The following is a 26,634-nucleotide window of genomic DNA, read 5'->3' as shown; positions in this document are numbered from 1 at the left end:
GCCGCGCATCGAGCACCAGGCGGCGCCGGCGGCCCCTCCGGTCGAGTCCGGCGGCGCGCACGGCGGCACCGGCCGCCCCGCCATCCTGCTGATCGAGGACAACGACGACGGCCGCGAGATGATGACCATGATGCTCAGCTGTTACGGCTACGAGGTGCACTCGGCAGCCGACGGCCACGAGGGCGTGGCGGCCGCCGCGCGCCTGCTGCCGGACGTGGCGCTGGTCGACATCGGCCTGCCCGGCATCGACGGCTACGAGGTGGCGCGCCGCCTGCGCGCCGATCCGGCCACGCGCGGCATCCGCCTGATCGCCCTGACCGGCTACGGCCTGGCCGAGGACCTGCGGCGCGTGATGGACGCCGGCTTCGACCGCCACCTGGTCAAGCCGGTCGACATCGACCAGCTGACCGAGGCGATCGGCGGCTGCGTGCGGGTGCCGGTCCGGCAATGAGCACCAGAGTGCGCCACGACTTGCAAAGCTCGGGTATCATCGAGAGACACAGTCCGTCCACACAGAGAGAACCATGTCCGTCCCGGCACCACAAGAACAAGACGCCCTGCGTAGCGCCGACCTGAGCGATCTGCTCGGCCACGTCCACACCTGCTGGGACAACGAGCGCCGCTCGCTGTCGCGCCAGCTGCACGACAGCCTCGGCTCGTCGCTGACCGCACTGACCATGCACCTGGGTTTGCTGATGCAGAAAATGCCGCAGGACGCCGCGCTGCAGGACCGCGCCGTCCACATGAAGCAGCTGCTGATGCAGATCGTCGAGACCAACCGCCAGATGCAGATCAAGCTGTGGAACGACAAGCTCGAATTCCTCGGCGTGCGCGTGGCGCTGGGCGAGGCGGTCGAGCAGTTCGGCCAGCAGCACCAGATGACCGCGCGCTGCAGCCTGCCGGAGGACGAGCTGAACTGCCCGCGCAGCCATGGCATCGTGCTGTTGCACACGCTGGAGGAAGCGTTGCGCAACATCGCCATGCACGCGCGCGCGACCGAGGTGGACGTCATCGTCGACGACAACGAGGACGAGGTGATGTTGACAGTCAAGGACAACGGCATCGGCCTGAACGCGCCGCTGGCGGGCGTGCTGGGCCAGCTCAGCGGCAAATTCGGCCTGCGCACCGCGCGTGAACGGGCGGCCTACCTGGGCGGCACGCTGACCCTGGCGCCCGGCGCCGAGCACGGCGTCACGCTGACGATCATCCTGCCCAAGCCGGCCGCCGCGTAAGCAATCAGTGCAGCTTGACCAGCGGCGTGCTGCGCTTGATCAGGAAGCGCGCCAGCGCCAGCACGGCGGTGCGCACCGTGCCGAGCACGGCGCGGTGGTGCATCAGGTGCAGGCTCACGTACATCAGGCGCGCGACCAGGCCGTCGACAAACCAGCTCAATCCCTTCAGCGATCCCATCAGGCTGCCCACTGTCGTGGTCTGGCCGAACGACACCAGCGAACCGTAGTCGCGGTAGACGTACGGATGCGCCTGCGGCGCCCTGCCCTGGTGCTGGCGCATGAACGCCTGGAACAGGTAACCGGCCTGCTGGTGCGCGGCCTGCGCGCGCGGCGGCACCGGCTTGCCGTCCGGCCCGGCGCAGGAGGCGCAATCGCCCAGCGCGTAGATGCCCGGATGGCCAGGCACGGCCAGCCGGGCGTCGACTTCGATCTGGCCCGACTTCGTGACGGGCAGGCCCAGCTGCGCCAGCCAGGCCGGCGCCTTGATGCCGGCCGCCCACACCACCAGTTGCGCCGGATAGACGGTCGCGCCGGCCGTCACCGAATCGGCGGCGATGGCGGTGACGCGGGTATCGGTCACGACGGTGACGGCGCGCTCTCCCAACAGCCGCAGCGCGGCCGAGGCCACCTGCTCCGGCAGCGGCGCCAGGATGCGCGGCGCGCCTTCCAGCAAGGTGATGCGGACGTCGCGTTCGGCGTTGAGGTGATGGAAGTCGTAGGCGGCGTACACGCCGCTGGCCTCGCGCAGCTCGGCGGCCAGCTCGACGCCGGTGGCGCCGCCGCCGATGATGACGATGTCCACGCCAGACTCGGGCCGCGCGCTTTTCTGCAGCTCGGCTTGCGTGAGCAGCTTCAGCAGCGTCAAGCGGAAGCGCTCGGCATCCTCGGTGGCGTTCAGGGAAATGGTGTGTTCGGCCGCGCCGGGCACGCCGAAATAATTGGAGACGCTGCCGACCGCCAGCACCAGCACGTCGTAGCCGATGCGGCGCTCGGGCAGCACTTGCTCGCGCTGGCCGTCGTTGCCGCTGTCGCCACTGTAGATGGGGCCAACCGTCAGCTGGCGCTCGGCCCCGGCCAGCGCCAGCATCGGTCCGTAGACAAAGGTGAAGCCGTTGTCATGGGCCAGCATCGGGTAGGACAAGCCTTCCTGATGCACGTCCAGCGTGCCGGCCGCCACCTCGTGCAGCGAGGGTTTCCAGATATGGAACTGGCGGCTGTCGACCAGCGTCACCGCCTGCGGTCCCAACTTGCGGCCGAGCTTGCAGGCGAGCTCCAGCCCGCCTGCCCCGCCGCCTACAATCACGATTTTGCTGTGCAAACCTGACTCCTGATGGCGGCGGCCTGCGCCGCGTGGTTAGTCTTTGCCGTGGCCATTGCCGTTGCCATGACCCCGGCCGTTGCCGCGGTCATCGTCGCGGCGGTCGTCTCGGCGGTCGTCGCGACGATCTTCGCGACGGCCTTCGCCATGACGCTCGCGATAGCGCGGCGCATATTGATCCTGGTACCAGCGATCATCGACGAAGTACACGCGCTGGCCGCAGGCCCGATATTCGGCGCAATGCTTGTCCCAATGCTTGGCGTGCCCAGGCGGCACGCGCAGGTAGATCGGCGCGGTCTCCACATAGCGCACCGGGCGCTGCACGATCACCGGCTCGCGGTAGATGACCTGCGGCTGCGGGTAGTCGCCGATATCCAGGCGGCCGTAAAAGCCGGGCTGGCCGATGCTGATGGAGACGCCGACGTCGCTGGCGTACGCTGCGGAGGACAACGCCAGCAGGCTGGCGGCGAGGATCTTGGCTTTCATGATGGCCTTCTTTTCTTGTAATAGTAGGGCTGAGCGAACCTGCTCAATTCTCATCTTAGCAAACCGTCGAGTCACTTTCCGTACGCTAGCGTACATAAAACACCGCAATCGCTCACCACAGTTGCGCCAGCGGCAACACTACGCCGCTGAAGAAGGCCCAGTCCGGCGACGCGCGATTCATGCCGTGCGCCGCGCCGAAGTCCACCGTCATCCGCTTGCTGGGACTATAGCTCATCGCCACCAATACCTGCGCCGTGCTGGCCGCGCCGCTGCGGCGGGTGCCGGACCACTCGCCGGTCACGCCCCAACGCTCGTCCACCGGCGTGGAGAACGAGGCCGACAGCCCGGTCTGCACCCGGCCCGTGCCGGCATCGTAGGCGCCCAGGCGGGTGGCGTTGAGGTTGGCGTCCATGTGGACGCTGCCCATGTCCTGGCTGTAGATGCCGTTGAGGCTGTAGTCGGCGCGGCCGCTGCCGATGCTGTCCTTGGCGGTGGGCGCCTTGGCGCCCAGTTCCAGCCCCAGCGCGCTGGCCTCGCTGAGGATGAAGGCGCGCTTGAGCACGAACTGCGTGTCGCCGACGCCCCGCGCGCGGCCACCGCTGCCGTCCGGCGCCGATACAAAACCCTCGCCCACCAGCACCACGCCCCATTGCTCGTTGAAGCCCAGCTTGAGTGCGTACGGCAGGCTGTTGCGCCGGCCGTCATCGGACTTGCTGCTCAGGCCACCCAGCTCAAGTTCCAGCTGGCCGGCGGCCGGCAATTGCGCCGGGCTGGACACGGACGGCCGGTAAGGCGTGATCGGCGGCCCGTCTTCGGCCTGGGAAACCAAGGGCAGCAGGCACAGCGCGGCGGCGAGAGTAGTTTTCATGATGATTCCTGATTGGGCAATGCCGCCAGCGTAGCACGCCACTTGTTGAGCGGAAAACTCCCGTGCTAAAATAATCGTTCGATACCTAACCATTAGCCGCAAAATCATATGCCATCTATTGAAGAACGCTTCTCCGCCGCGATGCACGGCACCGCCCGCGCCTGGCGCCTGGCGGTCGATCGCCGCCTCAAGCATTTGGGCCTGAGCCAGGCCAGTTGGATGGCGATCGCCTTCATCGCCAAGGAAAGCGAGGCGCTGTCGCAAACCCGGCTGGCAGCCCGCGTCGGCGTCGAGGACCCGACCATGGTCGCCACCATCGACCGCCTGGTCAAAGCCGGCTACGTGGTGCGCACGCCGTCCGAGACCGACCGCCGCGTCAAGCTGGTCAGCCTGACCGAGCAAGGACAGCAGATCTACCAGAGCGTCTGGCAGGAAGCCTCCGCGTTCCGCCTGGAGCTGCTGGGCGGCGCCGATCCGGCGGTGCTGCGCGTCGTCACCGAGTTCCTGGAGACGCTGCTCACCGAGATCGAGTCGCGCCCATGAGCACCGCCGCACCGCCGGGCGACATCAACCGCCCCATGATCACGCTGTCGATCATGCTGGCGACCGTCATCCAGGCGCTGGACGGCACCATCGCCAACGTCGCGCTGCCGCACATGCAGGGCAGCCTGTCGGCCTCGCAGGACCAGATCACCTGGGTGCTGACCTCCTTCATCGTGGCCGCCGCCATCGCCACGCCGCTGACCGGCTGGCTGTGCGACCGCTTTGGCCAGAAGAACATCTTCCTGACCGCGGTGGCCGGATTCACGCTGGCCTCGGTGCTGTGCGGGCTGTCCGGCTCACTGGCGGAAATCGTCGCCGCGCGCCTGCTGCAGGGCGTGTTCGGCGCGGCGCTGGTGCCGCTGTCGCAGGCCACGCTGCTCGACATCAATCCGCGCGAGAAGCACGGCTCGGCCATGGCCGTGTGGGGCATGGGCGTGATGATCGGCCCCATCCTCGGCCCCACGCTGGGCGGCTGGCTGACCGACAGCTACAACTGGCGCTGGGTGTTCTTCATCAACGTGCCGGTGGGCGCGCTGGCGTTCTACGGCATCTGGCGCTACATCCGCCCGGTGCCCGGTGCGCGCAAGATGAACTTTGACGCCTTCGGCTTCGCCACACTGAGCCTGTCGATCGGCGCGCTGCAGATGCTGCTCGACCGCGGCGAGCAAAACGACTGGTTCGCGGCCAGGGAGACCTGGGTGGAAGCCATCGTGCTGGCCCTGAGCTTCGCCTACTTCGTGGCGCACACCGCGCTGCGGCCGGCCGGCAAATCGTTCTTCGACTACCGGCTGCTGAAGAACGCGAACTACGTCAGCGGCCTGCTGTTCATCTTCATCGTCGGGCTGGTGCTGTTCGCCACGCGCGCGCTGACGCCGTCGATGCTGCAAAGCCTGATGGGCTATCCGGCCGCCGTCGCCGGCCTGGTGACCGCGCCGAGCGGCATCGGCACCATGATCGCGATGATGGTGGTGGGCCGGCTGGTCGGCAAGTTCGACCTGCGCCTGCTGCTGGGCATAGGCTTCGCCATCACCGCCTTCTCGCTGTGGCAGATGACGCGCTACACGCTGGTGCTCTCGCGCAGCGACATCGTCTGGCCGGGCGTGATCCAGGGCCTGGGACTGGGGCTGGTGTTCGTGCCGCTAAGCGCCGCGACCTTCGCCACGCTGTCGCCGGAGATGCGCGCCGAGGGCACGGCCATCTACAGCCTGATACGCAATATCGGCAGCTCGATCGGCATCGCGATGGTGCAGACGCTGCTGGTGCGGAACACGCAGGCCATGCACGCCACGCTGGCCGAGAAAATCACCACCGTCAATCCGGCGCTGCTGGACAACGTGGCCACGCCCGAAGCGGCGGCCGCGCTGAACGGCGAAGTCACCCGCCAGGCGTCGATGATCGCCTACGTCGACGACTTCTGGCTGATGATGATCCTGACGCTGTGCGTGATCCCGCTGCTGCTGTTGGTGCGTCCGCCCGCCAAACAAGCCGCGCCGGCGGTCGACCACGCCGCCATGGAATGAACATGAAACGAATGGAACCTCAAGTGAACAAGACCACACTGCTGCTTGCCGCGGCCCTCGGCCTGGCCTTGGCCGGCTGCGCCCACATCACACCGGAGCAGCATGCGCCGGTGAGGCGCGACATCGCCAACGCCGAACTGCCGGCCGACATCAAGCTGGCGCGCGAAGGCTGGCCCGATGCGCAATGGTGGACCGCCTACCGCGATCCGCAACTGGACGCGCTGATCAAGCAGGCGCTGGCCTCCGCGCCGACGCTGGACGTGGCGGCGGCGCACATCGGCAGCGCGCGTTCGGCGCTGTCGCGCACCAACGCCGACCTGGGGCTCGATGTCAGCGGCTATGCGGGCGCCAACCGCCAGCGTTATTCCGGCACCGGCCTGTTCCCCGCGCCCATCGGCGGCGCGTGGTTCACCGCCGAGACCTTGCGCCTGGAGGCCCGCTACAACTTCGACTGGTGGGGCAAGAACCGCGCGCAGGTGGCGGCCGCCGTCGGCGAATTGAACGCAGGCCGCGCCGAATACGCCGAAGCGGAACGCACGCTGGCAGCCGCCATCGCGCAAAGCTACTTCCGGCTGCAAGGCGCGTGGGCGCGTTTGGCCAACAACGAACAGCTGGCGGCGACGCAGGCGGCGCTGGTGCAGGACAAGGCCAAGCGCATCGCCGGCGGCCTGGCCAACAGCGACGATCAGCGCGCCGCCGAAGCGGAACTGAGCCAGATCCGCAAGCAGCACGCCCAGCTCACCGCCGACATCGGCCGCGAACGGGAAGCCCTGCGCGCCCTGACCGGCGCAGACAGCGGCGCGCTGGCCGGCCTCACACCGCGGCCGATGGGCAGCACCGCACACGCCCTGCCCGCCCGCCTCGGCATGGAGCTGCTGGCGCGGCGCCCGGACCTGCAGGCGGCGCGCTGGAAACTGGAAGCGTCGCTGAGCAGGATCGACGCGGCCAAGGCGGCGTTCTATCCCGACGTGAACCTGACCGGCTCCATCGGCCTGGACACCATCAAGCTGGAGGACTTGCTGCAATCAGCCAGCCGCACGCTGTACCTTGGCCCGACGCTGACGCTGCCGCTGTTCGACAGCCGCCGTCTCGACGCGCAGCTCGATGGCGCCCGCACCGGCCGCAACGAGCGCATCGCCGAATACAACCAGGCGGTGGTCGACGCGGTGCGCGAAGTCGCGCAGGACGGCGTGCAGCTGCAAGGCATCGAGCATCAGATCACAGAGCAGGCAGCGGCCACCGGCACGGTGCGCGCGCAACTGGCGTCGGCGCAGGCGCGCCTGGCGCACGGCCTGGCCGACCGCGCCGCCGCGTTGAACGCTCAACTGGCGCTGCTCAAGCAGCAGGACGCCGACCTCTATCTGCAGCAAGTGCAGCTGCTGGCCGAAGTGGCCCTGACCAACGCGCTGGGCGGCGGCTATCGCGAAGAAGCGCCCACCGCCACCGCCTCCAAATAAACCGGGAACCGAACATGAGCACTGACACCACCAAAACCAACGACAGCAAACGCAAGACCGTCCTCGCCGCCATCACGCTGCTGTTCCTCGCCGCCGGCGCGGCCTACGCGGTCTACTACAAGGCCGTACTGTCGAAGGAGCAGGAAACCGACAACGCCTACGTGGGCGGCAACCTGGTCAACCTGTCCTCGCAGGTGGCGGGCAACGTCACCGAAATCCGCGCCGACGAAACGCAGATGGTGCGCGCCGGCGCCACGCTGATCAAGCTCGATTCGGCCGACGCCGATGTCGCCTTGAGCCAGGCCGACGCCCGCCTCGGCGCGGCAGTGCGCCAGCAACGCCAGCGTTACGCGGACGTCGCGCAGTACGAAGCCACCGTCGCGCTGCGCAAGCTGCAATTGAAAACCGCCGAGGACGACCTGGCGCGCCGCAAGCCGCTGGCGGCGGACCACACGGTATCGGGCGAGGAAGTGGATCACGCGCGCCAGGCCGTGGACAACGCGCGCGCCGCCATCGCGGTGGCGCTCCGGCAGGCCGAGGCAGCGCAGGCCGGCGTGGCGGGCGTGCCGCTGGCGCAGCATCCGCTGGTGCAGGCGGCCAAGGCGGACTATGTGCAGGCATGGCTGGCGGCGCGGCGCAACACCATCGTCGCGCCGGTGTCGGGCTACGTGGCCAAGCGCAGCGTGCAGATCGGCGCGCGCGCCACGCCGGGCACCTCGCTGCTGTCCATCGTGCCGCTGGACCAGCTGTGGGTGGATGCGAACTTCAAGGAATCGGAGCTGCGCGATATCCGCGTCGGCCAGGATGCGAAGATCGAGGCCGATATGTATGGCAGCAAGGTGGTCTTCCACGGCAAGGTGGTCGGACTGTCGGCCGGCACGGGCAGCGCGTTCTCGCTGCTGCCGGCGCAGAACGCCAGCGGCAACTGGATCAAGGTGGTGCAGCGGCTGCCGGTGCGCATCGCGCTCGATGCGAAGGAATTGGCCGAGCATCCGCTGCGCATCGGCTTGTCGACCACGGTGACGGTGGATGTCAGCAAGACCGACGGGCCGGTGCTGGGCGCGGCCATGCCGCAGGCGCCGGTCTACAGCACGCAGGCTTTGGCACAGCCGCTGCAGCAAGCCGCCACCGCCGCCGACGCCATCGTCGCCCGCAACCTCTGATTACTTGCGCAACTCGGCGTCGAGCTGGCGGATCGCCGCCTGGGCGTGGGTGATCACGCGGTCGGCGATACGCTGGCGCATGCCGGGCACGCGGCCGGCCGCCTCGGCTTCCAGCAACAGTGGCGTGAGCAGCTGCAGCGCCGACTCGTGGAAGCCTTGCGCCACCAGGTCCAGCTGCGTGTTGAAGCTTTGCTCGGCGGCCTGCAGCTGCTTGCGCAGTTCGGCCTCGAAGGCCGCGCGCTTGTCGCGGATCTCGGCGCGTTTGCGCTTGCCGCCGTCGGTGAACCACTTGAACGCGCCGGCCAGCAGCACCGCGCCGCCGACAAACGGCGCCACCGGCGCCACCACCGGCAGCACCACCGCCGCGCCGATCAGATAGGCCGCCGTACCGGTGCCGGCCGCCACCACCGCCCCACTCATCAAGGTGACATTGGCCGCCGTGTCCACGCTGTTGACGATGCGTGTGCCGACCCGCAGGCGCGGCATCAGCTTGGCCAGCGTGGAGTGGTGCTGACGCTGGAACACCGACGATTGATTCAGGCGCATCGCCTGCTGGAACAGCCGCAAGTCCTCCTGCAGCAGGTGCAGCGATTGCTCCTTGCGGCGCACGATGCGGTCCAGCCGCCGCTCCATCTCCTGGCCGAACTGCTGGCGGCCCATGCTGGCCCACACGTCTTCATCCTTCCACTGATCGGTGTTGAGCCGGTCGGTGATCGCCAGTTCGATGGCGTTGCCGGCGTCGTGGACGGCGTCGTCGATCTCCTCCAGCATCAGGCGGCGTTCGTAGGCGATGCGCTGGTCCACCAGGGTCAGGCGTTGCAGCACCTGGTCTCGCAGGTCGTTGGCGGCGCTGACCAGCGTGGCGGCCATGGCCTCGCCCACCGACAGCATGCGCGCCTGCTCCAGGTAGGCGCTGATGTCCTGCGCGATGGCGGTGGTGGTGGCGCCCACCAGTTCGCGCAGTTGGCTGTGGTCGATGTCGCCGGACTGGAAATTACGAGCATGTTCGACCAGCACCGGCTGGCCCGCGTGGCGGCCGAAATCGGCCACCGTGTCGGCCAGCGAACGGCCGCGCACCAGCCGGCGCGCCTGTTCGCCGAGGTTGGCGAGGATGCCGCGCTCCTCGGCCGGCGGCAGGTGGTTGAGGTCTTCGGGCGAGAGCCGGGCCGACAAGGCCTTGGCCAGCCGCTGCGCCAACGGGCGGGCGCCGGCGCCGTGCAGCGCCAGCAGTGGGATGGTCATGGCGAGGGCGTTTTCGCGCGCGGCCTGGTCGATGCCGGCGCTGCTGCGGCTCAGGGCGTTGAAGGCCCAGTCGACGTCCACGCCCGATTCGATGGCGTTCAACACCAGCGCGGTGAAGACGGCGGAGGATTTGCCGTCGCCGGCGATGTCGGTGACGGCGGCGAATTGGGCCAGCGTGAGACTGCCCTCGTTGCCGGCGATGGCGCCGACCGCGCGCGCGTAGGCCGAGCTGAAGCTCTGATCGGATGACATGTGCTCGTCGAGCGAGCGCACGTTGATGACATGGGTATCGCCTGGAGTACCGTGCTGATTGTTCACACTTGCTCCGCTTCGTAAATAATGCTGTTATTGCATTTTAACTGAAGCGGCGCGATCGCTGCGTTAGCTGGCGAACGGCTAGGAGCGGAAGTAAGCCAGCGCGGCGAACAGGACGGCAAGCTGCGAGAGATTGAGCGCCACGGTCCAGCCCATCAGATAGGTCTTTAACTTGAGCATGTCGTTATGGAGGCGGTCGCCCTGCCCTTTGATCAAACCCTCAAGCCGCCGCACCTCCAGATCGATTTTCGCATCCAGCAGCATATCGCGTTTTTCTGAGGCTGCAGCAACCTCCCGGATCATCTGCTGTAACTGAAGACCCTGCGCATTCATTCGTGCACCTTGCGAAAGTATCGCTTCGCGCAGTTCTTCGCGCAGTTCATAGATATCGGCCTTGGTCGCGCATTGCGTCCGCATCACTTCGCCAAGCGCGAGCGCGTGCGCCTCCGCTTGCTCAGCGGGTACGCCGGCCGCTTCCAGCCGCTTGGTATAACTGAGGGTGTCGAATATGCCGTTCATCCGCATATTGTGCGCCTCTCGCTGCACAGCGCAAGCGCCGCACTTTGAGGCGGTTCAAGCCTGCGCCACCTCGGTGGAAAGGATCAAGGTTTCCTTGATCTCCTCCATCACGACATAACTTTTCGACTGCGCCGCCCCAGGCAAACTGAGCAGCATGTCGCCCAGCAGCTTGCGGTATTCGGCCATTTCATGAATGCGCGCCTTGATCAGGTAATCGAAATCGCCCGACACCAGATGACACTCCTGCACCTCCGGAATGCGCAGCACCTCGCGCCGGAACTGCTCGAACACCGGCCCCGACTTCTGGTTCAGCGTGATCTCCACGAACACCAGCAACTTGGCCCCCAGCGCCGGCGGATCGATGCGCGCGTGGTAGCCGGTGATCACCCCGTCCCGCTCCATGCGCTTGACCCGCTCGATGGCCGGCGTGATCGACAGCCCCACCTGCTCGCTCAGATCCTTCATCGAGATCCGCCCATCCTCCTGCAGGATGCGCAATATCTTTCTGTCCAGTTTGTCCAGGGTGCGGACCGATTCCTTTTGAATTCGCATGAAAATCCACTGAATTTATCAAGTTATACAGTAACAAATACTGGTGATACCAGCATACCATAGCGGAATATCTGGTAGTGCTAAATAATCGGGAGACTGTATGCGCGTTGTGATCTTGGGTAGCGGTGTTATCGGCGTCACCAGCGCCTACTATCTGGCCCAGGCCGGCCACGACGTGACCGTGCTCGACCGCCAGCCCGGCCCCGCGCTGGAAACCAGCTTCGCCAACGCCGGCCAGATCTCCCCCGGCTACGCCTCCCCTTGGGCCGCGCCCGGCATCCCGCTCAAGGCGATGAAATGGATGCTGCAGCGCCACGCCCCGCTGTCGATCACGCCGGACGGCACGCTGTTCCAGCTGCAATGGATGTGGCAGATGCTGCAGAACTGCAATGCCGAGCGCTACGCCGTCAACAAGGAACGCATGGTGCGCCTGGCCGAGTACAGCCGCGACTGCTTCAAGGCGCTGCGCGCCGCCACCGGCATTGAATACGAAGGCCGCCAGCAAGGCACCACCCAGCTGTTCCGCACCCAGAAGCAGCTGGACGACGCCGCCAAGGACATCCAGGTGCTGCAGGAAACCGGCGTGCCGTACGAACTGCTGAGCCGCGAACAACTGGTCGCCGCCGAGCCCGGCCTGGACCAGAACAAGCTGGTCGGCGGCCTGCGTCTGCCCAACGATGAAACCGGCGACTGCCAGCTGTTCACCACCCGCCTGACCGCGATGGCCGAGCAGCTGGGCGTGAAGTTCCGCTACGGCGTCGACATCACCGGCCTGGTCACGGCCGGCGAAGAGATCAAAGGCGTGCAGCTCGCAGGCGAACTGGTGACGGCCGACTCCTACGTGGTCGCGCTGGGCGCCTACTCGACCAAGCTGCTGAAGGACCTGGTCAAGATTCCGGTCTACCCGCTGAAGGGCTACTCGATCACCGTGCCGATCGTCAACGCCTCGGCAGCGCCGGTCTCGACCATTCTGGACGAGACCTACAAGATCGCCGTCACCCGCTTCGACGGCCGCATCCGCGTGGGCGGCATGGCCGAGATCGCCGGTTTCAACCTGAACCTGAACCCGCGCCGCCGCGAAACGCTGGAGATGGTGGTCAACGACCTGTTCCCCGGCGCCGGCGACACCGCGTCCGCCACCTTCTGGACCGGCCTGCGTCCGATGACGCCGGACGGCACGCCGGTGGTCGGCCGCACCGGCCTGCGCAACCTGTTCATCAACACCGGCCACGGCACCTTGGGCTGGACCATGTCGTGCGGCTCGGCCCAGCTGCTGGCGGACCTGATCTCGGCGCGCCGCCCGGCGATCCTGTCCGACGACCTGTCGGTCAGCCGCTACCGGCGCGACGGCGCCGCGCGCCGTCCGCAGTTCGCCAACGCGTAAAGCCGAGCTTTTCCCGTGCGCGGCGCCCCGGTGGCGCCGCGCACTGTCGCATTGCAGCCTCCCGGAAACCACATCCCGCCATGATGGCGTTGAGATTGGGGCCGCGCATGCGTATAATTTTGATCATGAATAAACTTGAAGCATTCGGCCATATCGCGGCGCTGGCCATCCGTGGTGAACTGGTTTTCCCGACCAGTGTCAATGCGGCGCTCCGCGTTCAACTCGCGCTGGACGACCCGGAGTGCCCGGTCGACAAGGCGATCAGCCTGGTGCTGGCGGAGCCCATCCTGGCCGCGCGCACCGTCGCCATCGCCAATTCGGCGATGTTCAACCGCTCCGGCGCGCCGATGATCACCAACGTGCGAGGCGCCATCATGCGCATCGGCTACCAGAACCTGTTCGCGCTGGCCGCCGCCATGGTGGTGCGCCAGTTCGGCGCCAAGATCGCCGACCCCGACCTGCGCTTCAAGGCAGAAAAGCTGTGGGACCACACCATCGCCGTGGCGGCGCTGTCGCGCATCATCGCGCGCCAGGTCACCGGCGTGAATCCGGACACCGCGCTGTTCGCCGCCATCGTGCACGAGGTGGGCGGCTTCTACCTGCTCTCGCGCGCCGACGAATTCCCCGGCCTGTTGGAGGAAGATCCCGAGAACTGGCACTCGGCCAGCGAGGAGATCATCACGCGCGAAGTGATGCGCAAGCTGTGCATCCCCGAGCCGGTGGCCGAAGCCATCGAAGGCCTGCGCGACAGCTTCATGTCGATCCCGCCGGACACGCTGCTCGACACGCTGCTGCTGGCCAATCACCTGTCGCCGGTGAAGTCGCCGCTGCAGGAACCGCAGCGCGACCTGCCGCCGCACTCCGATTCGGCCATCGACCTGTTCATCGACGAGGAGAAGCTCGAATCCATGCTGGCCGAGGCCAGGATCGACGCCATCGAGATGAACGCCGCGCTGCTGGTCTGAGTTCAGCGGTTGGCATAGCCGGAGCGGAACGGCTTGCGGCTGCCATCAGGCGCATACACATGGCGCTCGACGGCGCCGATGTCCGCGCCATATACGTGCACGCCGACCGACACCCGGTCGTCAAAGGCGTTGCGCACTTCGTGGATGTCGCCCAGCGCGGGCGACACCGCGCACACCTCTCCCGCCTTCAGCAACAAGGGCGCGCCGTCGGCCGCGAACGCGCCGCCGTCCGCGCGCCATGCCTGCGCCACCTCCGCGCCGCGCAGGATGCCAACCAGGCCCCAGACCGTGTGGTCATGCACCGGCGTGCGCTGGCCCGGCCCCCACACGAAGCTGGCGACCGAGTAGCGTTGCGCGGGATCGAGATACAGCAGGTACTGCCGGTAGAACTGCGGATCCGGCTGCGCCATCGCGTCGGGCAGCCAATCGTCGTGCGCCAGCAAGGCGCGCAGCAGCGCACCGCCCTGCTCCACGATTTCGGATTCGGATGGGCCGCGCGCCAGCAGCGCGTCCATGGCGTCGACAAAGCGCCGCAGCCGTGGCGGCAGATCCGGTTGCTGTGGCACGTGCTCCATGCGGCCTCCCCTCGAGGATTTATCACCCCATCTTAGCGTATTTTGCTATCCTCACGTCCGTGATCATCACGGAGGAATCGAATGCAGAATGCGCCACTGTCCTACGGCTCCGACCCATCGGGTCTGGTCTGCGGCTACCTGTTCGGCCGCGCGCCGGACGGCAAGGGCCTGCCGCTGGACGCCGACGCGGCCCGCACCTGGCTGGCCGCGCGCGAGGAGCATCCGCAGGAATTCATCTGGCTGCACTACAATCTGGCCAACACCGCCAGCGAGAAATGGCTGCACGAGCATACCGCGCTGCCGGAGGAATTCTACGAAAGCCTGCACGAAGGCCCGCGCTCGACCCGCATCGAGATGGCCGACAACACGCTGATCGCCGTGGTCAACGACGTGCTGCACGATTTTTCGTTTGAGCCGTCCGACATCTCCACGCTGTGGCTGAGCGTCGACCGGCAGATCGTCATCAGCGCGCGGCGCAAGCCGTTGAAGGCGGTCGACGGCTTGCGCAACGCGGTGCGCAACGGCGAGCCGATACGCTCGTCGGTCGAGCTGCTGATCCACCTGCTGCGCGACCAGGCCGACGCGCTGATCAAGATCGTCCGCAACGCCATCAGCACGGTCGACGAGATCGAGGACAATCTGCTGGCCGGCAAACTGAAAACCAAGCGCGCCAGCCTGGGCGCGCTGCGGCGCGTGCTGGTGCGCTTGCAGCGCCTGCTGGCGCCGGAACCGGCGGCGCTGTTCCGATTGCTGCAACGGCCGCCGGCCTGGGTGGCCGAGATCGACGCGCAGGAGCTGCGCGAATCGACCGAGGAATTCTCGATGGTGCTGGCCGACATGGCCTCGCTGCAGGAGCGCATCAAGCTGATACAGGAGGAGATCGCGGCACTGGTCAACGAGGGCAATAACCACAGCCTGTTCGTGCTGACCATCGTCACCGTGCTGGCCCTGCCGATCAACATCATCGCCGGTTTGCTGGGCATGAACGTCGGCGGCATTCCGCTGGCGCAGGATCCGGAAGGCTTCTGGCTGGTGGTGGCGATTGTCGCCAGCTTCACCGTGATCGCAGGCTGGCTGGCCTTCCGCCGCCAGCGCGACGTGTCATAGGAGAGTCACCATATCAAAAGTTTGTGACGATTGCGGAACGGCTGAGGGCAGTTTGCACGAGGCCTTTTGTACGCGAGAGCGTTGTCCGTTTTGTGGAAACCAGCTCATTTCTTGCGGGTGCATATCCAAGGTGCTGGAGCTGGATGCCGACGAACAGAAAGCGCTTGACGAATATGAGGACGATTCCGTGGAGCCTCTCGCCGGGGTAATCCGCCGCTGGGCCAAGGCGCTCGATCGAAAAGGCCGCATTCCGTTTTAAACGAAACTTGCACTACCTGGTCGGCTCGTCGGAATGGAAGTTACAAAGTACCCATTTTAGCGATAATATTGACGTGTATAGTTTTCAGTCAGCAGTGCCATAATTAGATAGCTAACCCAATGCACGTCACAACAAAGCAAACCGCCAGGATGAAAATCCTGAGCATATTTATCTGGTCGACGGCAATTCTTTCCATTTCCAGTTATGCCGCGCCATTGGATGACCTGTCTGCAGCTGAAAAAGAGCTGACGACTATTTTTGTGAAAGAAGCAGGGGGAACGATCACGACGGAACAAGGGCAGAAAAAGGAATGGCGATATCCGTACTTTGTTGGAAATACCGCGTCCAGACTGACGCGCTTCAACACGTGGCTGCGTGAAACGTCAATTCGTGAATTGTTTCCTGAGGATGACGCCCTTGCTGAGAAAGCCTTGAAGAGCAAGGACCGCCAAGTGATCGCGATGCTAAAGACAGACAAAGCAGCGCAAGATGCTTCAGCAGAAGCTGCCACAATCGATTCGGGCAAGCGGTTTGGCACCTTGTTTTTCCTGACGACGCAGAACGTCTATCACGGCGCCCGCTACTACATAAATGTCGATAGCGCGATCTATGACTATGTGGCAGGAAAAGAAATTGATATTGCGAGCCTGTTTGTAGCGGGGGCGGAGCAAGAACTAACTGGCCTTCTAAAACAGGCGATCCGTAAGTCGCTCGAAAAAGCCAGCAGGGAATCCAGCGCGTGCCTGAGGAAGAATAAGAAAAATCCAGGCTACAATTGTCCCGAATCGAACATTAATATCCAACAATGTATTGATAGTGCTTTATTTCGTTGGAGTTGGGTAAACATTAAAGACAGCCGGCACTTGCGGTATGACGTGCCATACATGCCAGATATCACAGCTGAGTGTGGCTATGAGGATGGGTTTGAAATTCATGGGGATAGCGTCGAAAGGCTCTTTCTTGAGCCAGCAAGATTCAAGAACCCGGTAAGTCTTAAAATACCTCCAACTATCGAGTCGCCTGCGAAGAGGTGAGATCAAGCCCGCAAAACGAAATAATCGAGTTGTTAAATTAGCGAGACTCCTTATGAATCCATCGTTCACCCTTTCCGTACCGCGTCTTCATACAGAACGACTTTTGCTTCGCGAATATCGGCTCGACGACTTCGACTTATTTGCGGACCATTTAGCGAATTCCGAAAGTTCAGCTCACTTAGGCTCAGCTGACCGCCAAACGGCGTGGCGAATCTTCAGCTCCCACGCCGGATTATGGGTCCTGCACGGGGCTGGTTGGTGGGCCCTGGAGGACAAGCGGACTGGTCAACTCGTCGGTAATATCGGGGCCTTCTTTCGTGAGCAGTCAACGGTGATGGAACTGGGATGGAATACTTATCGGGCCTTCTGGGGGAAGGGATTTGCAAGCGAAGCGGCGGCGGCAGTCCTGAATTATGCGTTCGAGGTTCGTCGCGAGCCGAAAGTTCGGGCCCTGATCACCTCTGCAAATACATCATCGCGTCGCGTTGCCGAGCGCCTTGGCATGACCTTCGAAATGGAGACGGACATCCACGGCAAGGCAGTCAATAGTTACGTACGGGAGCGCAGTTGATCGGCAGCCAGAAGCTGCCGATCACGAATTTTATTGAGTTATTATAATGAATAAAAAGCTATTGCTCCTGTTAGTTATTTCCCATATTGGCTGCGCGTTGGCCGCTGAAAAATTGGATAGGGTTGGCAACAAGGAACTGCCTCCAGATGCCGTGTTAATTTGCGACGATCATGTGGTCGGCGAATCTTCCGGCAAGCCTATGCATATCGACTGGCAGGCGTTCGGCCTCGACGAAGGGACGGACAAAACTGTGCAGTTCTATCAATCTCAATTTGGCGTGGCGCCGGCAACCGACAACGATGCCCAAGGCTACACCTGGATCTTCAAAAGCGAATACAGCGAGTTGCAATATTCAGTTAAAACTCCCTCGGCTGCTGGGCCATGGTCTGGCTGTTCGAAACCTCCCGCCCACTTCAAAGCGATAGTCCTCATCTCAAACGCAATTAGGGTCAAGGGTCGCTGACGCTCGGTTTCGGCAGCCAGGAGACTTTACGATGCAATTTTTTTCACTAACCAGATGGCTATCGATCTCGAGGTTGCAAAACAATTGGCGCACGCGAGTTGCGCAAGCTTGTCCGGGGATTTGCTCGAAGCAGAAAATTGCTGGATTTTCTTCAACGAACGGCGAGGAGATTTCGCTGTCGCAGTGTCGATATCCGGACAGGTTAGCCACGTCTACGATTTCCGCGACAATCCCGAAATGATGCAAGACTACTTGATGATGTTCTCCGCCTATTGTTCTGGCGACGAAGCACGTGCTGGTGAATTGTATCGGGAGTTCATGCGCAGGTACTACGCCGATGAGCTTAGCCCGCGTACGTGACCGGGTGGTTTCGGCCGCGGGTGCCTCGGTGTATAACCTGGCCTTTATCGTGGCCGGCGACGCGGAGCTACCGGCGCGGCTGCAGCCGCAGCCCTGAAGTTCCACACACGGCGCCCGCCGTAAGCCGCGAACAGCACGCCCATCGCCAGCGCGATCAGGTTGTCGCGGCGGTAGCTGCCCCGCACCGTCGACAGTGGCGACACTTCCTTGCCGCCGACCGTCACGCCGTAGACCGCGTAATAGCGGCCCGGCAGAAAACTCGGGCTGCTCACTTGTCCCGGGTGGTAGCTGACCTTGACCGGATAGGCTTGCGCATCGACGATCGCGGCACGCAGACGCTGGTCAGAGTCGCCTTTAGCGAACAGCACGAAGCGGCGCTCGTCGCCGTCCAGCGTAAAATACAAGCCGCCCTGCGCCGGCTGGGACCACGTCACGCGGCCACTCGCGGTTTCCAGTTGGCCGGCATCCGGGAAGTTGCGCTCCAGCGCGACGAACAGCAGCATCAGGCCCACGCCCAGCAGCAAAAAGAAGTACGCACCGCGCTCGCTGGCAAACCAATTCTTCATCGTGTTTCGTTGTTAGAGTGATGCCGCATCATAGCGCAACAATGTATAGTGAAGGCCCTATCCACGGCCTGAATCGACAACGTGCGCAATCAACTGAGAGAAAAAATCATCCGCGTCTGTAACGACAAGATCGCGCAAAAGGGCGAGACGGTCGGCCTGTCCTTCTACGCCTTCTTCGCCAACAAGAACGACGATCCGGAGCTGCTGATGGAAGCGGCCGAATGGTGGATACGCAAGCACCAGTTGGATCACTTCGTGAAGGCCGTCAAGATCCGCAGCATGGTCGAGCAAGGACAATAGGCGATGCGCATCGATCACCTGTTCATCCGCACCCGCGCCGGAGCGCCGGAGGGGGAGCTGTTGCGGTCCCTCGGCCTGAGCGAGGGATCGGGCAATCGCCATCCAGGCCAGGGCACAGAGAACCGCCGCTTCTTCTTCAACGACGCCTTCCTCGAACTGCTGTGGATCGCCGACGACGATGAAGTGCGCAACGCGCAGACCAGTCCCACGCTGCTGGCCGAACGCCTCGCCGATGGCGGCCCAGCCTGTCCGTTCGGCGTGTGCTTCCGCCCATCCGGCGACGACAGCGGCGCGCCTTTCCCGTGCTGGGATTACGCTCCGTCCTATCTGCCGCCCGGCATGCGCATCGGTATCGGCGCGGACGTGCCGGCGTCGGAGCCGATGTGGTTCTTCCTGCCCAAAGGCGTCGCGCCGTCGGCCTATGCCGAAGCGCGCCGCCAGCCTCTGGACCATGCCGCCGGTGTGAAGACCATCACCTCGGTCACGCTGACCTTGCCCTCGCCGGCGAGGTCGGCGTCCGCGCGCGCGGCCGGCGCGGGCACGCAACTCACACTGCGCGAAGGCGACGCTTATCTGATGGAGATCCACTTCGACCACGGCGCGCAAGGCCAGACCCGCGATTGCCGCCCCACCCTGCCGTTAATCCTGCACTACTGAGTTAATAAACATTTTCGTTTACTTATTAGCAGAGTCCGCTTACAGTGTCGGTATTCGCCACCTCTAACCGACGATGATGAAAACACCTCTGCTGATAGGCGCCGCCTGCCTGCTTGCCCTGCTCTCGACGATAGGCGCCTCGCTGCCCTACCCCATCCTGCCTCCGCTGTTCGCGGCCGGCGTCAGCAATGGCTTGAACCAGTTCCTCGGCCTGCCGCCCAAGCTGCTGTTCGGCCTGGCGCTGACCATCAACCCGCTCGGCCTGCTGATCGGCTCCGCGCTGCTCGGCCCGATGTCCGACCGCTACGGCCGCCGCCCGGTGCTGCTGATCACGGCGGTCGGCGCGGCCATCGGCCATGCCGCCACCGCCTGCGCGCTGCTGCTTGAATCCTACCCGCTGTTCATCGTGGCCCGCTTCGTCACCGGCCTGCTGGAAGGGAACGGCTCGGTGGCGCGCGCCATGCTGGCCGACCGCCTGAGCGGTGACCTGCGCCGCAAGGCCTTGTCCTGGCTCAACGGCGCGTTCTACATGGGCTGGCTGGCCGGGCCGCTGGTGGCCGGCGTCACACTGGCGTGGGGCCTGACGGTGCCGTTCTGGATCGCGATGGCGGCGCTGCTGCTGGTGGCGCTGCTGGTGGCCGTGGTGCTGCCGAACGAGGCGCCGTCGCTGGCGACCACCTCGTGGTGGCAGGTGGCGCGCGACCGCCACTCGCTCAACCTGCTGCGCGAGCCGGACCTGCGCAACCTGTTCATCGTCACGCTGGCCTACACCTGCGGCGTGACGGCGTTCTACGAGTTCTATCCATTGTGGCTGGTCGAGGTGCCGGGCTTCGGCGCGCGCGGCATCGCCTGGACCACCGCCGCCATGTGCGCGGTGATGACCACCACCACCATGTTCGCCGGCCGCCCGTTCGAAGGCGAGCCGCTGCTGCGCGCGCGCCGCTTCGCGCTGGTGACGGCGTCGCTGATCGCGCTGGTCGCGGCCAGCAACGCGTGGGTCGGCATCGCCGCCATCGTCTTGTACGGCATCCCGCATTCGATCTACAACGCCATCGTCCCCAACTGGTGCGCCGAGCGCTTCGGCGCGCATGGACAAGGCGCCGTCATGGGCCTGATCTCCACCACCTTCTGCCTGGCCAACATCATCATGGCGCTGGTCGGCGCGGTGCTGACGCTGATCGACACGCGCCTGATCCTGGTGTTGGGCGCGGCGCTGACCGCGTGGTCGGCCTGGCGCATGCAGACCTGGCACGCCGCCATGGCCAGCAAGGACAAGCTGGAAGGAGCGCTGCCATGAACACCGCCGAGCACACCCTGTTCCTGCTGAAAACGCGCGGCCCGCACACCGCGCAGCAGCTGGCCGGCCTGCTCAACCTGACGTCGATGGGCGCGCGCAAGCAGCTCGAGGCGTGGCAGGAAAAGGGCATGGTGACGTACGAGGACGTGGCAGACAAGCCGGGCCGGCCGTCGCGCCGCTGGCTGCTGACCGACGCCGGCCATGCGCGCTTCCCGGACCGCCACGCCGACCTGACGCTGCAACTGATCGACCAGGTGCGCGGCCTGTTCGGCGACGCCGGCCTCGACAAGTTGATCACCGCGCGCGAGGCGGCCAGCGAGCAGCAGTACCGCCAGCACCTGCAGGCGTCGGACACGCTGCCGCAGCGGGTCGCCGCGCTGGTGCAGGCGCGCACCAGCGAGGGCTATATGGCCGAAGTCGAAACCGGCGACGACGGCAGCCTGCTGCTGATCGAGAACCACTGCCCGATCTGCGCCGCCGCGCGCCAGTGCCAGAAGTTCTGCCGCTCGGAGCTGGAGGTGTTCCAGCGCGTGCTCGGCCCCGAATGCTCGGTGGGCCGGGTCGAGCATCTGCTCGACGGCGCACGCCGCTGCGTCTATGTGATCAAGCCCCTGCGCTGAATTTCCGCGCAAAATTAATTACAAAAGGAAATCTGAAAGTCAAGTGGTTCGGCTAAGCTCCGCCGTGCCGTTTGATCGCTGTCAAACCGCCATGTGCTGGTCAGAAGACAATCAACGCATGCCGGACGCCTTGGGTGTCCGGCCCATGCCACGCTTGCTTCACAGAGGTCCCGCACCATGCTTGCCTGCACACCCCGCTATCTTGCCGCCGCCCGCTTGCTCAGCGGGAAGCTGATCGCCCTCAAGCGCGGCGGCAAGCGCGCGCTGATGTTCGGCGCGGACGGCCTGGCGCTGCCGCTGTGTTTCCAGCTTGCCCTGCTGATGCGCGGCGGCGCCAGGCCGGCCCCGGCGCTGCCGCTCGCGCTGCTGCTGGCGGCCACGTCGCTGGCGGCGCTGTCGATGAGCGACCTGTACGGCGCGGCGGTGCGCTACCTGGACCAGCGCCGCCTTGCGCTCGGCGGCCTCGGCCTGGCCGGCGCGGCGCTGTGCATCCACCTGCTGACGCTGGACCGCGGCGATGCCTGCCCGCCCGGCGCGCTGCTGAGCTACTGGTTCGTCGCGCTGTCCTACCTGGTGGCGTCGCGGCTGGCGGTACGCAGCTTCCTGCAGCGCCACACGCGGCCACCACAGGCGCGCGAGGCGGTCGCCATCTACGGCGCCGGCGACACCGGCGCCCGGCTGGCGCAGGCGATGCAGGGCGAGGGCCAATATTGCCCGGTCTGCTTCTTCGACGAGAAGGCGCGCCGCGAACAGCGCACCATCGCCGGCCTGCGGGTGTTTCCGCCGGAGCGGCTGGCCGAGGTCGCGGCGAGCTGGTCGATCCGCCTGATCGTGGTCGCGCTGCCGGCCGCGTCGGGCGAGCGGATGGTCGCGGTGTCGCGTCTGCTGGACGGCGCCGGCGTCGGCATCAAGTTCCTGCGCGGCCTGCCCGACCTGGCCGACCACGCGCCGCGGCGGCGGCCGCAGCCCGCATCGCGCCCGGCCGCGATGGAATTCCCGCTGGAGCAGCTGCTGGGCCGGCCGCCGGTGCAGCCCGACCCGACCTTGTTCTCCCGCTGCGTGCGCGACAAGGGCGTGCTGGTGACGGGCGCCGGCGGCTCCATCGGCAGCGAGCTGTGCCGCCAGATCGCCGGCCTGGCGCCGCGCTGCCTGCATCTGCTTGACCACAGCGAGTTCGCGCTCTACACCATCGCCCAGGAACTGCAGGCGCGCTGGCCCAGGCTGGCGCTGCGGCCGCACCTGGGCTCGGCCTGCAACGCCCGCCTGCTGGAGCGCGTGATGCGGGGCGACCGCATCGACACCGTCTACCACGCGGCCGCCTACAAGCACGTGCCGCTGGTCGAGACCAATCTGGTCGAGGGCCTGCGCAACAACGTGCTGGGGGCGCAGGCGGTGGCGCGCGCGGCCGCCCGCCACGGCGCCGACACCTGCGTGCTGGTCTCCAGCGACAAGGCGGTGCGGCCCAGCACCATCATGGGCGCCAGCAAGCGCCTGTCGGAGCTGGTGTTCCAGGCCGCGCAGGCCGGCGGCGCGGCGCGCACCGTGTTCAGCATGGTCCGCTTCGGCAACGTGCTGGGTTCGTCCGGCTCGGTGGTGCCGCTGTTCCGCCGCCAGCTGCAGCAGGGCGGGCCGCTGACCGTCACCGACGCCGCCATGGAGCGCTACTTCATGCTGATCCCGGAGGCGGCGCAGCTGGTGATCCAGGCCGGCGCCATGGCCGAGGGGGGCGACCTGTTCGTGCTTGACATGGGCCAGCCGGTGCGCATCGTCGACCTGGCGCGGCGCATGATCGCGCTGGCCGGGCTGACCGAGAAAACCGCCGCCTGTCCGCAGGGCGACATCGAGATCCGCTACGTCGGGCTGTACCCCGGCGAAAAGCTGCGCGAGGAATTGCTGGCCGCCGACGACGCCGTGCCCAGCCGCCATCCGCGCATCCTGCGCATGAAGGAGCAGGCGCTGGCGCCGGCGCTGCTGGACCAGTCCATCGAGCTGCTGCTGCTGGCCTGCGCCACCAACGACCGCTGGCTGATCGAGGCCATGCTGCAGACCATCATCGGCGATTTCGCGCCGCACGGCGGCGCCCCGGCCGCCGACGGCGAACGGGCGCGCCGCGCCATCGCCCGGCTGGCCATGGCGCCGCAGCCGGCCCACGCCTCGTAAGCGCCATTCCAAGGAGACCGCCATGCGCCAGTTCGTTCCCGCCGTCGTCGACCGCAAGCTGCGCTTTGCGCTGGTGGGCTGCGGCCGCATCGCCCACAACCATTTCGCCGCGCTGCGCCAGCACGCCGCGCGCTGCGAGCTGGTCGGCGTATGCGACATCGACCCGGCCGCGCTGCGGAGCGCCGCCGAGCACACCGGCGCCCCCGCCTACGCCAGCCTGGAGCAGATGCTGGCGCACAGCGAGGCCGACGCCTGCATCATCACCACGCCGTCCGGCCTGCATCCGGAACAGGCGGTGCAGATCGCCCGCTCCGGCCTGCACGTGATCACCGAGAAGCCGATGGCCACCCGCTGGGAGGACGCCAAGCGCATGGTGGCGGCCTGCGACGCGGCCGGCGTGCGCATGTTCGTGGTCAAGCAGAACCGCCGCAACCCGACCCTGCAGCGGCTCAAGCGCGCGGTGGACGGCAAGCGTTTCGGCCGCATCTACATGGTCACGCTCAATGTGTTCTGGACCCGGCCGCAGGCCTACTACAACAGCGCGGCCTGGCGCGGCACCTGGGAGTTCGACGGCGGCGCGTTCATGAACCAGGCCAGCCACTACGTCGACCTGATCGACTGGATCGTCGGCCCGGTCGAGAGCCTGCAGGCCTACACCGCCACGCTGGCGCGCGACATCGAGGTCGAGGACACCGGGGTGATCAGCCTGCGCTGGCGCAACGGCGCGCTGGGTTCGATGAACGTCACCATGCTGGCCTATCCGCACAACCTGGAGGGCAGCATCACCATCCTCGGCGAGAAAGGCACGGCGCGCATCGGCGGCGTGGCCGTCAACGAGGTGCAGCAGTGGGATTTCGCCGAGCCCGAGCCGGACGATGCCGGCGTGCGCGAGGCCAGCTACGCCACCACCTCGGTCTACGGCCACGGCCATCCGCTGTACTACGACAACGTGCTGCAGGTGCTGCGCGGCGAGGCCGAGGCCGAGACCGACGGCCGCGAGGGCCTGAAGTCGCTCGAACTGCTGATCGCCGCCTACCGCTCGGCGCGCGACGGCCGCCGCGTCGCCCTGCCGCTCGATTACTGACCACCACGGAGCCCGCCATGGAATACATCGTCCACCCCAGCGCCATCGTCGACGCCGGCGCCGCCATCGGCGCCGGCACGCGGATCTGGCATTTCAGCCACGTGTGCGGCGGCGCCCGCATCGGCGCCGGCTGCTCGCTCGGGCAGAACGTCTACATCGGCGGCGACGCCGCCATCGGCGACCGGGTCAAGCTGCAGAACAATGTGTCGGTGTACGACGCGGTCACCATCGAGGACGACGTGTTCTGCGGTCCCAGCATGGTGTTCACCAATGTCCACAATCCGCGCGCGGCGGTGGAGCGCAAGCACGAGTACCGGCCCACGCTGGTGCGGCGCGGCGCCACCATCGGCGCCAACGCCACCATCGTCTGCGGCGTGACGATCGGCCGCTACGCCTTCATCGGCGCCGGCGCGGTGGTCACGGGCGACGTGCCGGACTTCGCGCTGATGGCCGGCGTGCCGGCGCGCCAGCTGGGCTGGATCAGCCGCCACGGCGAACGGCTGGCCTTCCCGCGCGGCGGGCCCGGCCGCGCGCGCTGTCCGCACAGCGGCGAGCACTACGCGCTGGAGGACGGACGCTGCACGCTGATGGCGGAAGACGGCCGGAGCGCATCATGGAAATGACCGACCTGAAGGCGCAGTACCGCCTGCTGCGCGCGCCGATCGACGCCGCCGTGCGCCGCGTGCTGGAACACGGCCAGTACATCATGGGGCCTGAGGTGGCCGAGCTGGAGCGGCGCCTGGCCGGCTACACCGGCGCCCGCCACTGCCTGACCGCCGCCTCCGGCACCGAGGCGCTGCTGATCGCGCTGATGGCGCTGGACGTGCGCCCGGGCGACGAGGTCATCACCACGCCGTTCTCCTTCATCGCCACCGCCGAGGCCATCGTGCTGGCCGGCGCGCGGCCGGTGTTCGTCGACGTCGAGCCTGGCAGTGCCAACCTCGACCCGGCGCGCATCGCCGCGCGCGTCGGCCCGCGCACGCGCGCCATCATGCCGGTGTCGCTGTACGGCCAGCCGGCCGACATGGACGCCATCAACGCCATCGCGCTGGAACACGGGCTGGCGGTGATCGAGGACGCGGCGCAAAGCTTCGGCGCGGCCTACCGGGGCCGCCGCAGCTGCAACCTGTCGACCATCGGCTGCACCAGCTTCTTCCCCAGCAAGCCGCTGGGCTGCTACGGCGACGGCGGCGCCGCCTTCACCAGCGACGACGCGCTGGCGCAGGCCATGCGCGAGATCCGCGTGCACGGCCAGGCGCAGCGCTACCACCACACCCGGGTCGGCGTCGGCGGCCGCATGGACACGCTGCAATGCGCCATCGTGCTGGCCAAGCTGGACCTGTTCGCGCAGGAGCTGGCCGCGCGCCAGCGCGTGGCCAATTGCTATGATCGCCTGTTCGGCGGCCGCGTCGCCACCTTCGCGCCTCGGCCCGACCGCACCAGCGTCTACGCGCAATACACGATCGCGCCGCATCGCCGCGCGGCGGTGCAGGCGGCGCTGCAGCTGGCCGGCATCCCCAGCGCGGTGCACTACCCGGTGCCGATCCACCGGCAGCCGGCCTACGCCAGCATGGATGAGGCCGACTGCCCGCAGGCCGACCAGCTGGCGCAGCAGGTGCTGAGCCTGCCGATGGGGCCGTACCTGGCCGAGGCCGCCGCCGAGCGCATCGCCGGCATCGTGCTGGCCGCCGACGGCTGCTGACCGGAGCCTGGCCATGCGCGCGCTGCCGCCCTTCTGGAAGCACCTGCTGACCGTGCTGAGCGGTTCCGTGGCGGCGCAGGCGCTGCCCATCCTGGCCGCGCCGCTGATCACCCGCCTGTGCCGGCCGGCCGACCTGGGCCAGTTCGGCGTGTGGTACGGCGTGGTCGCCATCGCGGCGGTCGCCGCCACGCTGCGCATGGAGAACGCCATGATCATCGACCACGCGCCGGCCCGCCAGCGGCTGTGCTTTGGGGTGGTCGCGTGGTCGGCCGGCTGGCTGGCCGCGCTGCTGACCCTGGCCGCCGCAGCCGCGCG

The 26,634-nt window shown here is 66.5% G+C and carries 30 protein-coding genes and 1 pseudogene; 23 read left to right on the top strand and 8 right to left on the bottom strand.

What is annotated here, in order from left to right; all coding sequences use genetic code 11:
• Together GTP90_RS28710 and GTP90_RS28705 are read left to right on the top strand one after the other, a co-directional pair.
• Window positions 1–451: response regulator (locus tag GTP90_RS28710; RefSeq protein WP_161086715.1), on the top strand; the 451-nt coding region annotated here is incomplete at its 5' end.
• Window positions 452–524: 73 nt separating this feature from the next.
• The gene (locus GTP90_RS28705) at window positions 525–1,232 is read left to right on the top strand and encodes a sensor histidine kinase (protein WP_161086714.1); all 708 of its coding nucleotides are present in this window, start codon (window positions 525–527) and stop codon (window positions 1,230–1,232) included.
• Between the two features lie 4 nt (window positions 1,233–1,236).
• On the opposite strand, the gene GTP90_RS28700 is transcribed toward GTP90_RS28705, so the two are convergent.
• From GTP90_RS28700 to GTP90_RS28690, 3 genes are all read right to left on the bottom strand, one after another.
• Window positions 1,237–2,550, bottom strand: coding sequence for an NAD(P)/FAD-dependent oxidoreductase (locus GTP90_RS28700; protein WP_161086713.1), 1,314 nt, complete (start codon window positions 2,548–2,550; stop codon window positions 1,237–1,239).
• A 36-nt stretch (window positions 2,551–2,586) separates the two neighbouring features.
• The gene (locus tag GTP90_RS28695) at window positions 2,587–3,036 is read right to left on the bottom strand and encodes a hypothetical protein (RefSeq protein ID WP_161086712.1); all 450 of its coding nucleotides are present in this window, start codon (window positions 3,034–3,036) and stop codon (window positions 2,587–2,589) included.
• Between the two features lie 112 nt (window positions 3,037–3,148).
• Window positions 3,149–3,904, bottom strand: coding sequence for a transporter (locus tag GTP90_RS28690; protein WP_161086711.1), 756 nt, complete (start codon window positions 3,902–3,904; stop codon window positions 3,149–3,151).
• 108 nt (window positions 3,905–4,012) lie between these two features.
• Here GTP90_RS28690 and GTP90_RS28685 point away from each other — a divergent pair, with 108 nt between their 5' ends.
• From GTP90_RS28685 to GTP90_RS28670, 4 genes are read left to right on the top strand one after another with little or no spacing between them, the layout of a single operon-like run.
• Window positions 4,013–4,447, top strand: a complete 435-nt coding sequence (locus GTP90_RS28685) for a MarR family winged helix-turn-helix transcriptional regulator (protein WP_161086710.1) — start codon at window positions 4,013–4,015, stop codon at window positions 4,445–4,447.
• Window positions 4,444–5,967 carry an MDR family MFS transporter gene (locus tag GTP90_RS28680; protein ID WP_161086709.1) on the top strand — a complete coding sequence of 508 codons (1,524 nt, stop codon included), beginning with the start codon at window positions 4,444–4,446 and terminating at the stop codon, window positions 5,965–5,967. Before GTP90_RS28685 ends, GTP90_RS28680 begins: the two co-directional genes overlap by 4 nt.
• A gap of 2 nt (window positions 5,968–5,969) precedes the next feature.
• A complete protein-coding gene (locus GTP90_RS28675; RefSeq protein WP_254452097.1) occupies window positions 5,970–7,424 on the top strand; it encodes an efflux transporter outer membrane subunit in 1,455 nt (484 codons plus the stop codon).
• Between the two features lie 14 nt (window positions 7,425–7,438).
• Complete coding sequence (locus GTP90_RS28670; protein WP_161086708.1) at window positions 7,439–8,587, top strand: HlyD family secretion protein; 1,149 nt, start codon at window positions 7,439–7,441, stop codon at window positions 8,585–8,587.
• Here GTP90_RS28670 and GTP90_RS28665 read toward each other — a convergent pair whose 3' ends face one another.
• From GTP90_RS28665 to GTP90_RS28655, 3 genes are all read right to left on the bottom strand, one after another.
• Window positions 8,588–10,147: a hypothetical protein gene (locus GTP90_RS28665; RefSeq protein ID WP_161086707.1), complete on the bottom strand. Its 1,560-nt coding sequence runs from the start codon at window positions 10,145–10,147 to the stop codon at window positions 8,588–8,590. It abuts the gene before it with no gap.
• A 78-nt stretch (window positions 10,148–10,225) separates the two neighbouring features.
• On the bottom strand, window positions 10,226–10,669 hold the full coding sequence (locus tag GTP90_RS28660) for a CCDC90 family protein (protein WP_161086706.1): 444 nt from the start codon (window positions 10,667–10,669) through the stop codon (window positions 10,226–10,228).
• A gap of 48 nt (window positions 10,670–10,717) precedes the next feature.
• Window positions 10,718–11,215, bottom strand: a complete 498-nt coding sequence (locus GTP90_RS28655; protein ID WP_117010045.1) for an Lrp/AsnC ligand binding domain-containing protein — start codon at window positions 11,213–11,215, stop codon at window positions 10,718–10,720.
• A 100-nt stretch (window positions 11,216–11,315) separates the two neighbouring features.
• Here GTP90_RS28655 and GTP90_RS28650 point away from each other — a divergent pair, with 100 nt between their 5' ends.
• Together GTP90_RS28650 and GTP90_RS28645 are read left to right on the top strand one after the other, a co-directional pair.
• On the top strand, window positions 11,316–12,599 hold the full coding sequence (locus tag GTP90_RS28650; protein WP_161086705.1) for a D-amino acid dehydrogenase: 1,284 nt from the start codon (window positions 11,316–11,318) through the stop codon (window positions 12,597–12,599).
• Window positions 12,600–12,724: 125 nt separating this feature from the next.
• Window positions 12,725–13,564, top strand: a complete 840-nt coding sequence (locus tag GTP90_RS28645) for an HDOD domain-containing protein (RefSeq protein ID WP_117010546.1) — start codon at window positions 12,725–12,727, stop codon at window positions 13,562–13,564.
• Window positions 13,565–13,566: 2 nt separating this feature from the next.
• On the opposite strand, the gene GTP90_RS28640 is transcribed toward GTP90_RS28645, so the two are convergent.
• Entirely contained in the window at window positions 13,567–14,139 is a 573-nt protein-coding gene (locus GTP90_RS28640) for a cysteine dioxygenase family protein (RefSeq protein ID WP_161086704.1), read from the bottom strand.
• Between the two features lie 81 nt (window positions 14,140–14,220).
• Here GTP90_RS28640 and GTP90_RS28635 point away from each other — a divergent pair, with 81 nt between their 5' ends.
• The 6 genes from GTP90_RS28635 to GTP90_RS28615 all read left to right on the top strand — a co-directional run bounded on the left by GTP90_RS28635 (window position 14,221) and on the right by GTP90_RS28615 (window position 17,933).
• Window positions 14,221–15,246: a transporter gene (locus GTP90_RS28635; RefSeq protein ID WP_161086703.1), complete on the top strand. Its 1,026-nt coding sequence runs from the start codon at window positions 14,221–14,223 to the stop codon at window positions 15,244–15,246.
• Between the two features lie 130 nt (window positions 15,247–15,376).
• Window positions 15,377–15,505 (top strand): hypothetical protein, encoded by a 129-nt coding sequence (locus GTP90_RS37355; RefSeq protein ID WP_256369125.1) that lies wholly within the window; start codon window positions 15,377–15,379, stop codon window positions 15,503–15,505.
• Between the two features lie 149 nt (window positions 15,506–15,654).
• On the top strand, window positions 15,655–16,539 hold the full coding sequence (locus tag GTP90_RS28630; RefSeq protein WP_161086702.1) for a hypothetical protein: 885 nt from the start codon (window positions 15,655–15,657) through the stop codon (window positions 16,537–16,539).
• A gap of 52 nt (window positions 16,540–16,591) precedes the next feature.
• Complete coding sequence (locus tag GTP90_RS28625; protein ID WP_161086701.1) at window positions 16,592–17,110, top strand: GNAT family N-acetyltransferase; 519 nt, start codon at window positions 16,592–16,594, stop codon at window positions 17,108–17,110.
• Window positions 17,111–17,156: 46 nt separating this feature from the next.
• Entirely contained in the window at window positions 17,157–17,573 is a 417-nt protein-coding gene (locus tag GTP90_RS28620; RefSeq protein WP_161086700.1) for a hypothetical protein, read from the top strand.
• 54 nt (window positions 17,574–17,627) lie between these two features.
• On the top strand, window positions 17,628–17,933 hold the full coding sequence (locus GTP90_RS28615) for a hypothetical protein (protein WP_161086699.1): 306 nt from the start codon (window positions 17,628–17,630) through the stop codon (window positions 17,931–17,933).
• Between the two features lie 44 nt (window positions 17,934–17,977).
• On the opposite strand, the gene GTP90_RS28610 is transcribed toward GTP90_RS28615, so the two are convergent.
• Window positions 17,978–18,499, bottom strand: coding sequence for a hypothetical protein (locus tag GTP90_RS28610; protein ID WP_161086698.1), 522 nt, complete (start codon window positions 18,497–18,499; stop codon window positions 17,978–17,980).
• An 81-nt stretch (window positions 18,500–18,580) separates the two neighbouring features.
• Between GTP90_RS28610 and GTP90_RS28605 the strand changes: the two genes are divergently transcribed.
• From GTP90_RS28605 to GTP90_RS28565, 9 genes and pseudogenes are all read left to right on the top strand, one after another.
• Window positions 18,581–18,799: a DUF6500 family protein gene (locus tag GTP90_RS28605; RefSeq protein ID WP_161086697.1), complete on the top strand. Its 219-nt coding sequence runs from the start codon at window positions 18,581–18,583 to the stop codon at window positions 18,797–18,799.
• A gap of 3 nt (window positions 18,800–18,802) precedes the next feature.
• Entirely contained in the window at window positions 18,803–19,456 is a 654-nt protein-coding gene (locus tag GTP90_RS28600; RefSeq protein ID WP_161086696.1) for a VOC family protein, read from the top strand.
• Window positions 19,457–19,532: 76 nt separating this feature from the next.
• Entirely contained in the window at window positions 19,533–20,753 is a 1,221-nt protein-coding gene (locus tag GTP90_RS28595) for an MFS transporter (protein ID WP_161086716.1), read from the top strand.
• Window positions 20,750–21,373, top strand: coding sequence for a helix-turn-helix transcriptional regulator (locus GTP90_RS28590; protein WP_161086695.1), 624 nt, complete (start codon window positions 20,750–20,752; stop codon window positions 21,371–21,373). The genes GTP90_RS28595 and GTP90_RS28590 overlap by 4 nt, the downstream gene beginning before the upstream one ends.
• Before the next feature lie 177 nt (window positions 21,374–21,550).
• On the top strand, window positions 21,551–23,533 hold the full coding sequence (locus GTP90_RS28585; protein WP_161086694.1) for a polysaccharide biosynthesis protein: 1,983 nt from the start codon (window positions 21,551–21,553) through the stop codon (window positions 23,531–23,533).
• A 22-nt stretch (window positions 23,534–23,555) separates the two neighbouring features.
• Window positions 23,556–24,617 (top strand): Gfo/Idh/MocA family protein, encoded by a 1,062-nt coding sequence (locus tag GTP90_RS28580; RefSeq protein WP_161086693.1) that lies wholly within the window; start codon window positions 23,556–23,558, stop codon window positions 24,615–24,617.
• A 17-nt stretch (window positions 24,618–24,634) separates the two neighbouring features.
• A complete protein-coding gene (locus tag GTP90_RS28575) occupies window positions 24,635–25,240 on the top strand; it encodes an acyltransferase (RefSeq protein ID WP_161086692.1) in 606 nt (201 codons plus the stop codon).
• Window positions 25,231–26,319, top strand: coding sequence for a DegT/DnrJ/EryC1/StrS family aminotransferase (locus tag GTP90_RS28570; RefSeq protein WP_161086691.1), 1,089 nt, complete (start codon window positions 25,231–25,233; stop codon window positions 26,317–26,319). The genes GTP90_RS28575 and GTP90_RS28570 overlap by 10 nt, the downstream gene beginning before the upstream one ends.
• A 13-nt stretch (window positions 26,320–26,332) precedes the next feature.
• Window positions 26,333–26,634, top strand: a pseudogene (locus tag GTP90_RS28565) (lipopolysaccharide biosynthesis protein); the annotation flags it as partial.

This window comes from Duganella vulcania (assembly GCF_009857655.1).
In the GTDB taxonomy this organism is placed as follows: domain Bacteria; phylum Pseudomonadota; class Gammaproteobacteria; order Burkholderiales; family Burkholderiaceae_D; genus Rugamonas; species Rugamonas vulcania.
This window is presented reverse-complemented; position numbering and strand designations above follow the sequence as displayed.

Excerpts from the sequence above, each read along its gene's own strand:
- GTP90_RS28575 (WP_161086692.1), top strand. The coding sequence starts at position 24,635 with ATGGAATACATCGTCCACCCCAGCGCCATCGTCGACGCCGGCGCCGCC.
- GTP90_RS28570 (WP_161086691.1), top strand. The coding sequence starts at position 25,231 with ATGGAAATGACCGACCTGAAGGCGCAGTACCGCCTGCTGCGCGCGCCG.
- GTP90_RS28610 (WP_161086698.1), bottom strand. The coding sequence starts at position 18,499 with ATGAAGAATTGGTTTGCCAGCGAGCGCGGTGCGTACTTCTTTTTGCTG.
- GTP90_RS28585 (WP_161086694.1), top strand. The coding sequence starts at position 21,551 with ATGCTTGCCTGCACACCCCGCTATCTTGCCGCCGCCCGCTTGCTCAGC.
- GTP90_RS28650 (WP_161086705.1), top strand. The coding sequence starts at position 11,316 with ATGCGCGTTGTGATCTTGGGTAGCGGTGTTATCGGCGTCACCAGCGCC.
- GTP90_RS28620 (WP_161086700.1), top strand. The coding sequence starts at position 17,157 with ATGAATAAAAAGCTATTGCTCCTGTTAGTTATTTCCCATATTGGCTGC.
- GTP90_RS28705 (WP_161086714.1), top strand. The coding sequence starts at position 525 with ATGTCCGTCCCGGCACCACAAGAACAAGACGCCCTGCGTAGCGCCGAC.
- GTP90_RS28685 (WP_161086710.1), top strand. The coding sequence starts at position 4,013 with ATGCCATCTATTGAAGAACGCTTCTCCGCCGCGATGCACGGCACCGCC.
- GTP90_RS28635 (WP_161086703.1), top strand. The coding sequence starts at position 14,221 with ATGCAGAATGCGCCACTGTCCTACGGCTCCGACCCATCGGGTCTGGTC.
- GTP90_RS28670 (WP_161086708.1), top strand. The coding sequence starts at position 7,439 with ATGAGCACTGACACCACCAAAACCAACGACAGCAAACGCAAGACCGTC.
- GTP90_RS28675 (WP_254452097.1), top strand. The coding sequence starts at position 5,970 with ATGAAACGAATGGAACCTCAAGTGAACAAGACCACACTGCTGCTTGCC.
- GTP90_RS28645 (WP_117010546.1), top strand. The coding sequence starts at position 12,725 with ATGAATAAACTTGAAGCATTCGGCCATATCGCGGCGCTGGCCATCCGT.
- GTP90_RS28660 (WP_161086706.1), bottom strand. The coding sequence starts at position 10,669 with ATGCGGATGAACGGCATATTCGACACCCTCAGTTATACCAAGCGGCTG.
- GTP90_RS28580 (WP_161086693.1), top strand. The coding sequence starts at position 23,556 with ATGCGCCAGTTCGTTCCCGCCGTCGTCGACCGCAAGCTGCGCTTTGCG.
- GTP90_RS28680 (WP_161086709.1), top strand. The coding sequence starts at position 4,444 with ATGAGCACCGCCGCACCGCCGGGCGACATCAACCGCCCCATGATCACG.
- GTP90_RS28630 (WP_161086702.1), top strand. The coding sequence starts at position 15,655 with ATGAAAATCCTGAGCATATTTATCTGGTCGACGGCAATTCTTTCCATT.
- GTP90_RS28595 (WP_161086716.1), top strand. The coding sequence starts at position 19,533 with ATGAAAACACCTCTGCTGATAGGCGCCGCCTGCCTGCTTGCCCTGCTC.
- GTP90_RS28690 (WP_161086711.1), bottom strand. The coding sequence starts at position 3,904 with ATGAAAACTACTCTCGCCGCCGCGCTGTGCCTGCTGCCCTTGGTTTCC.
- GTP90_RS28600 (WP_161086696.1), top strand. The coding sequence starts at position 18,803 with ATGCGCATCGATCACCTGTTCATCCGCACCCGCGCCGGAGCGCCGGAG.
- GTP90_RS28625 (WP_161086701.1), top strand. The coding sequence starts at position 16,592 with ATGAATCCATCGTTCACCCTTTCCGTACCGCGTCTTCATACAGAACGA.
- GTP90_RS28695 (WP_161086712.1), bottom strand. The coding sequence starts at position 3,036 with ATGAAAGCCAAGATCCTCGCCGCCAGCCTGCTGGCGTTGTCCTCCGCA.
- GTP90_RS28640 (WP_161086704.1), bottom strand. The coding sequence starts at position 14,139 with ATGGAGCACGTGCCACAGCAACCGGATCTGCCGCCACGGCTGCGGCGC.
- GTP90_RS28615 (WP_161086699.1), top strand. The coding sequence starts at position 17,628 with ATGGCTATCGATCTCGAGGTTGCAAAACAATTGGCGCACGCGAGTTGC.
- GTP90_RS28655 (WP_117010045.1), bottom strand. The coding sequence starts at position 11,215 with ATGCGAATTCAAAAGGAATCGGTCCGCACCCTGGACAAACTGGACAGA.
- GTP90_RS28590 (WP_161086695.1), top strand. The coding sequence starts at position 20,750 with ATGAACACCGCCGAGCACACCCTGTTCCTGCTGAAAACGCGCGGCCCG.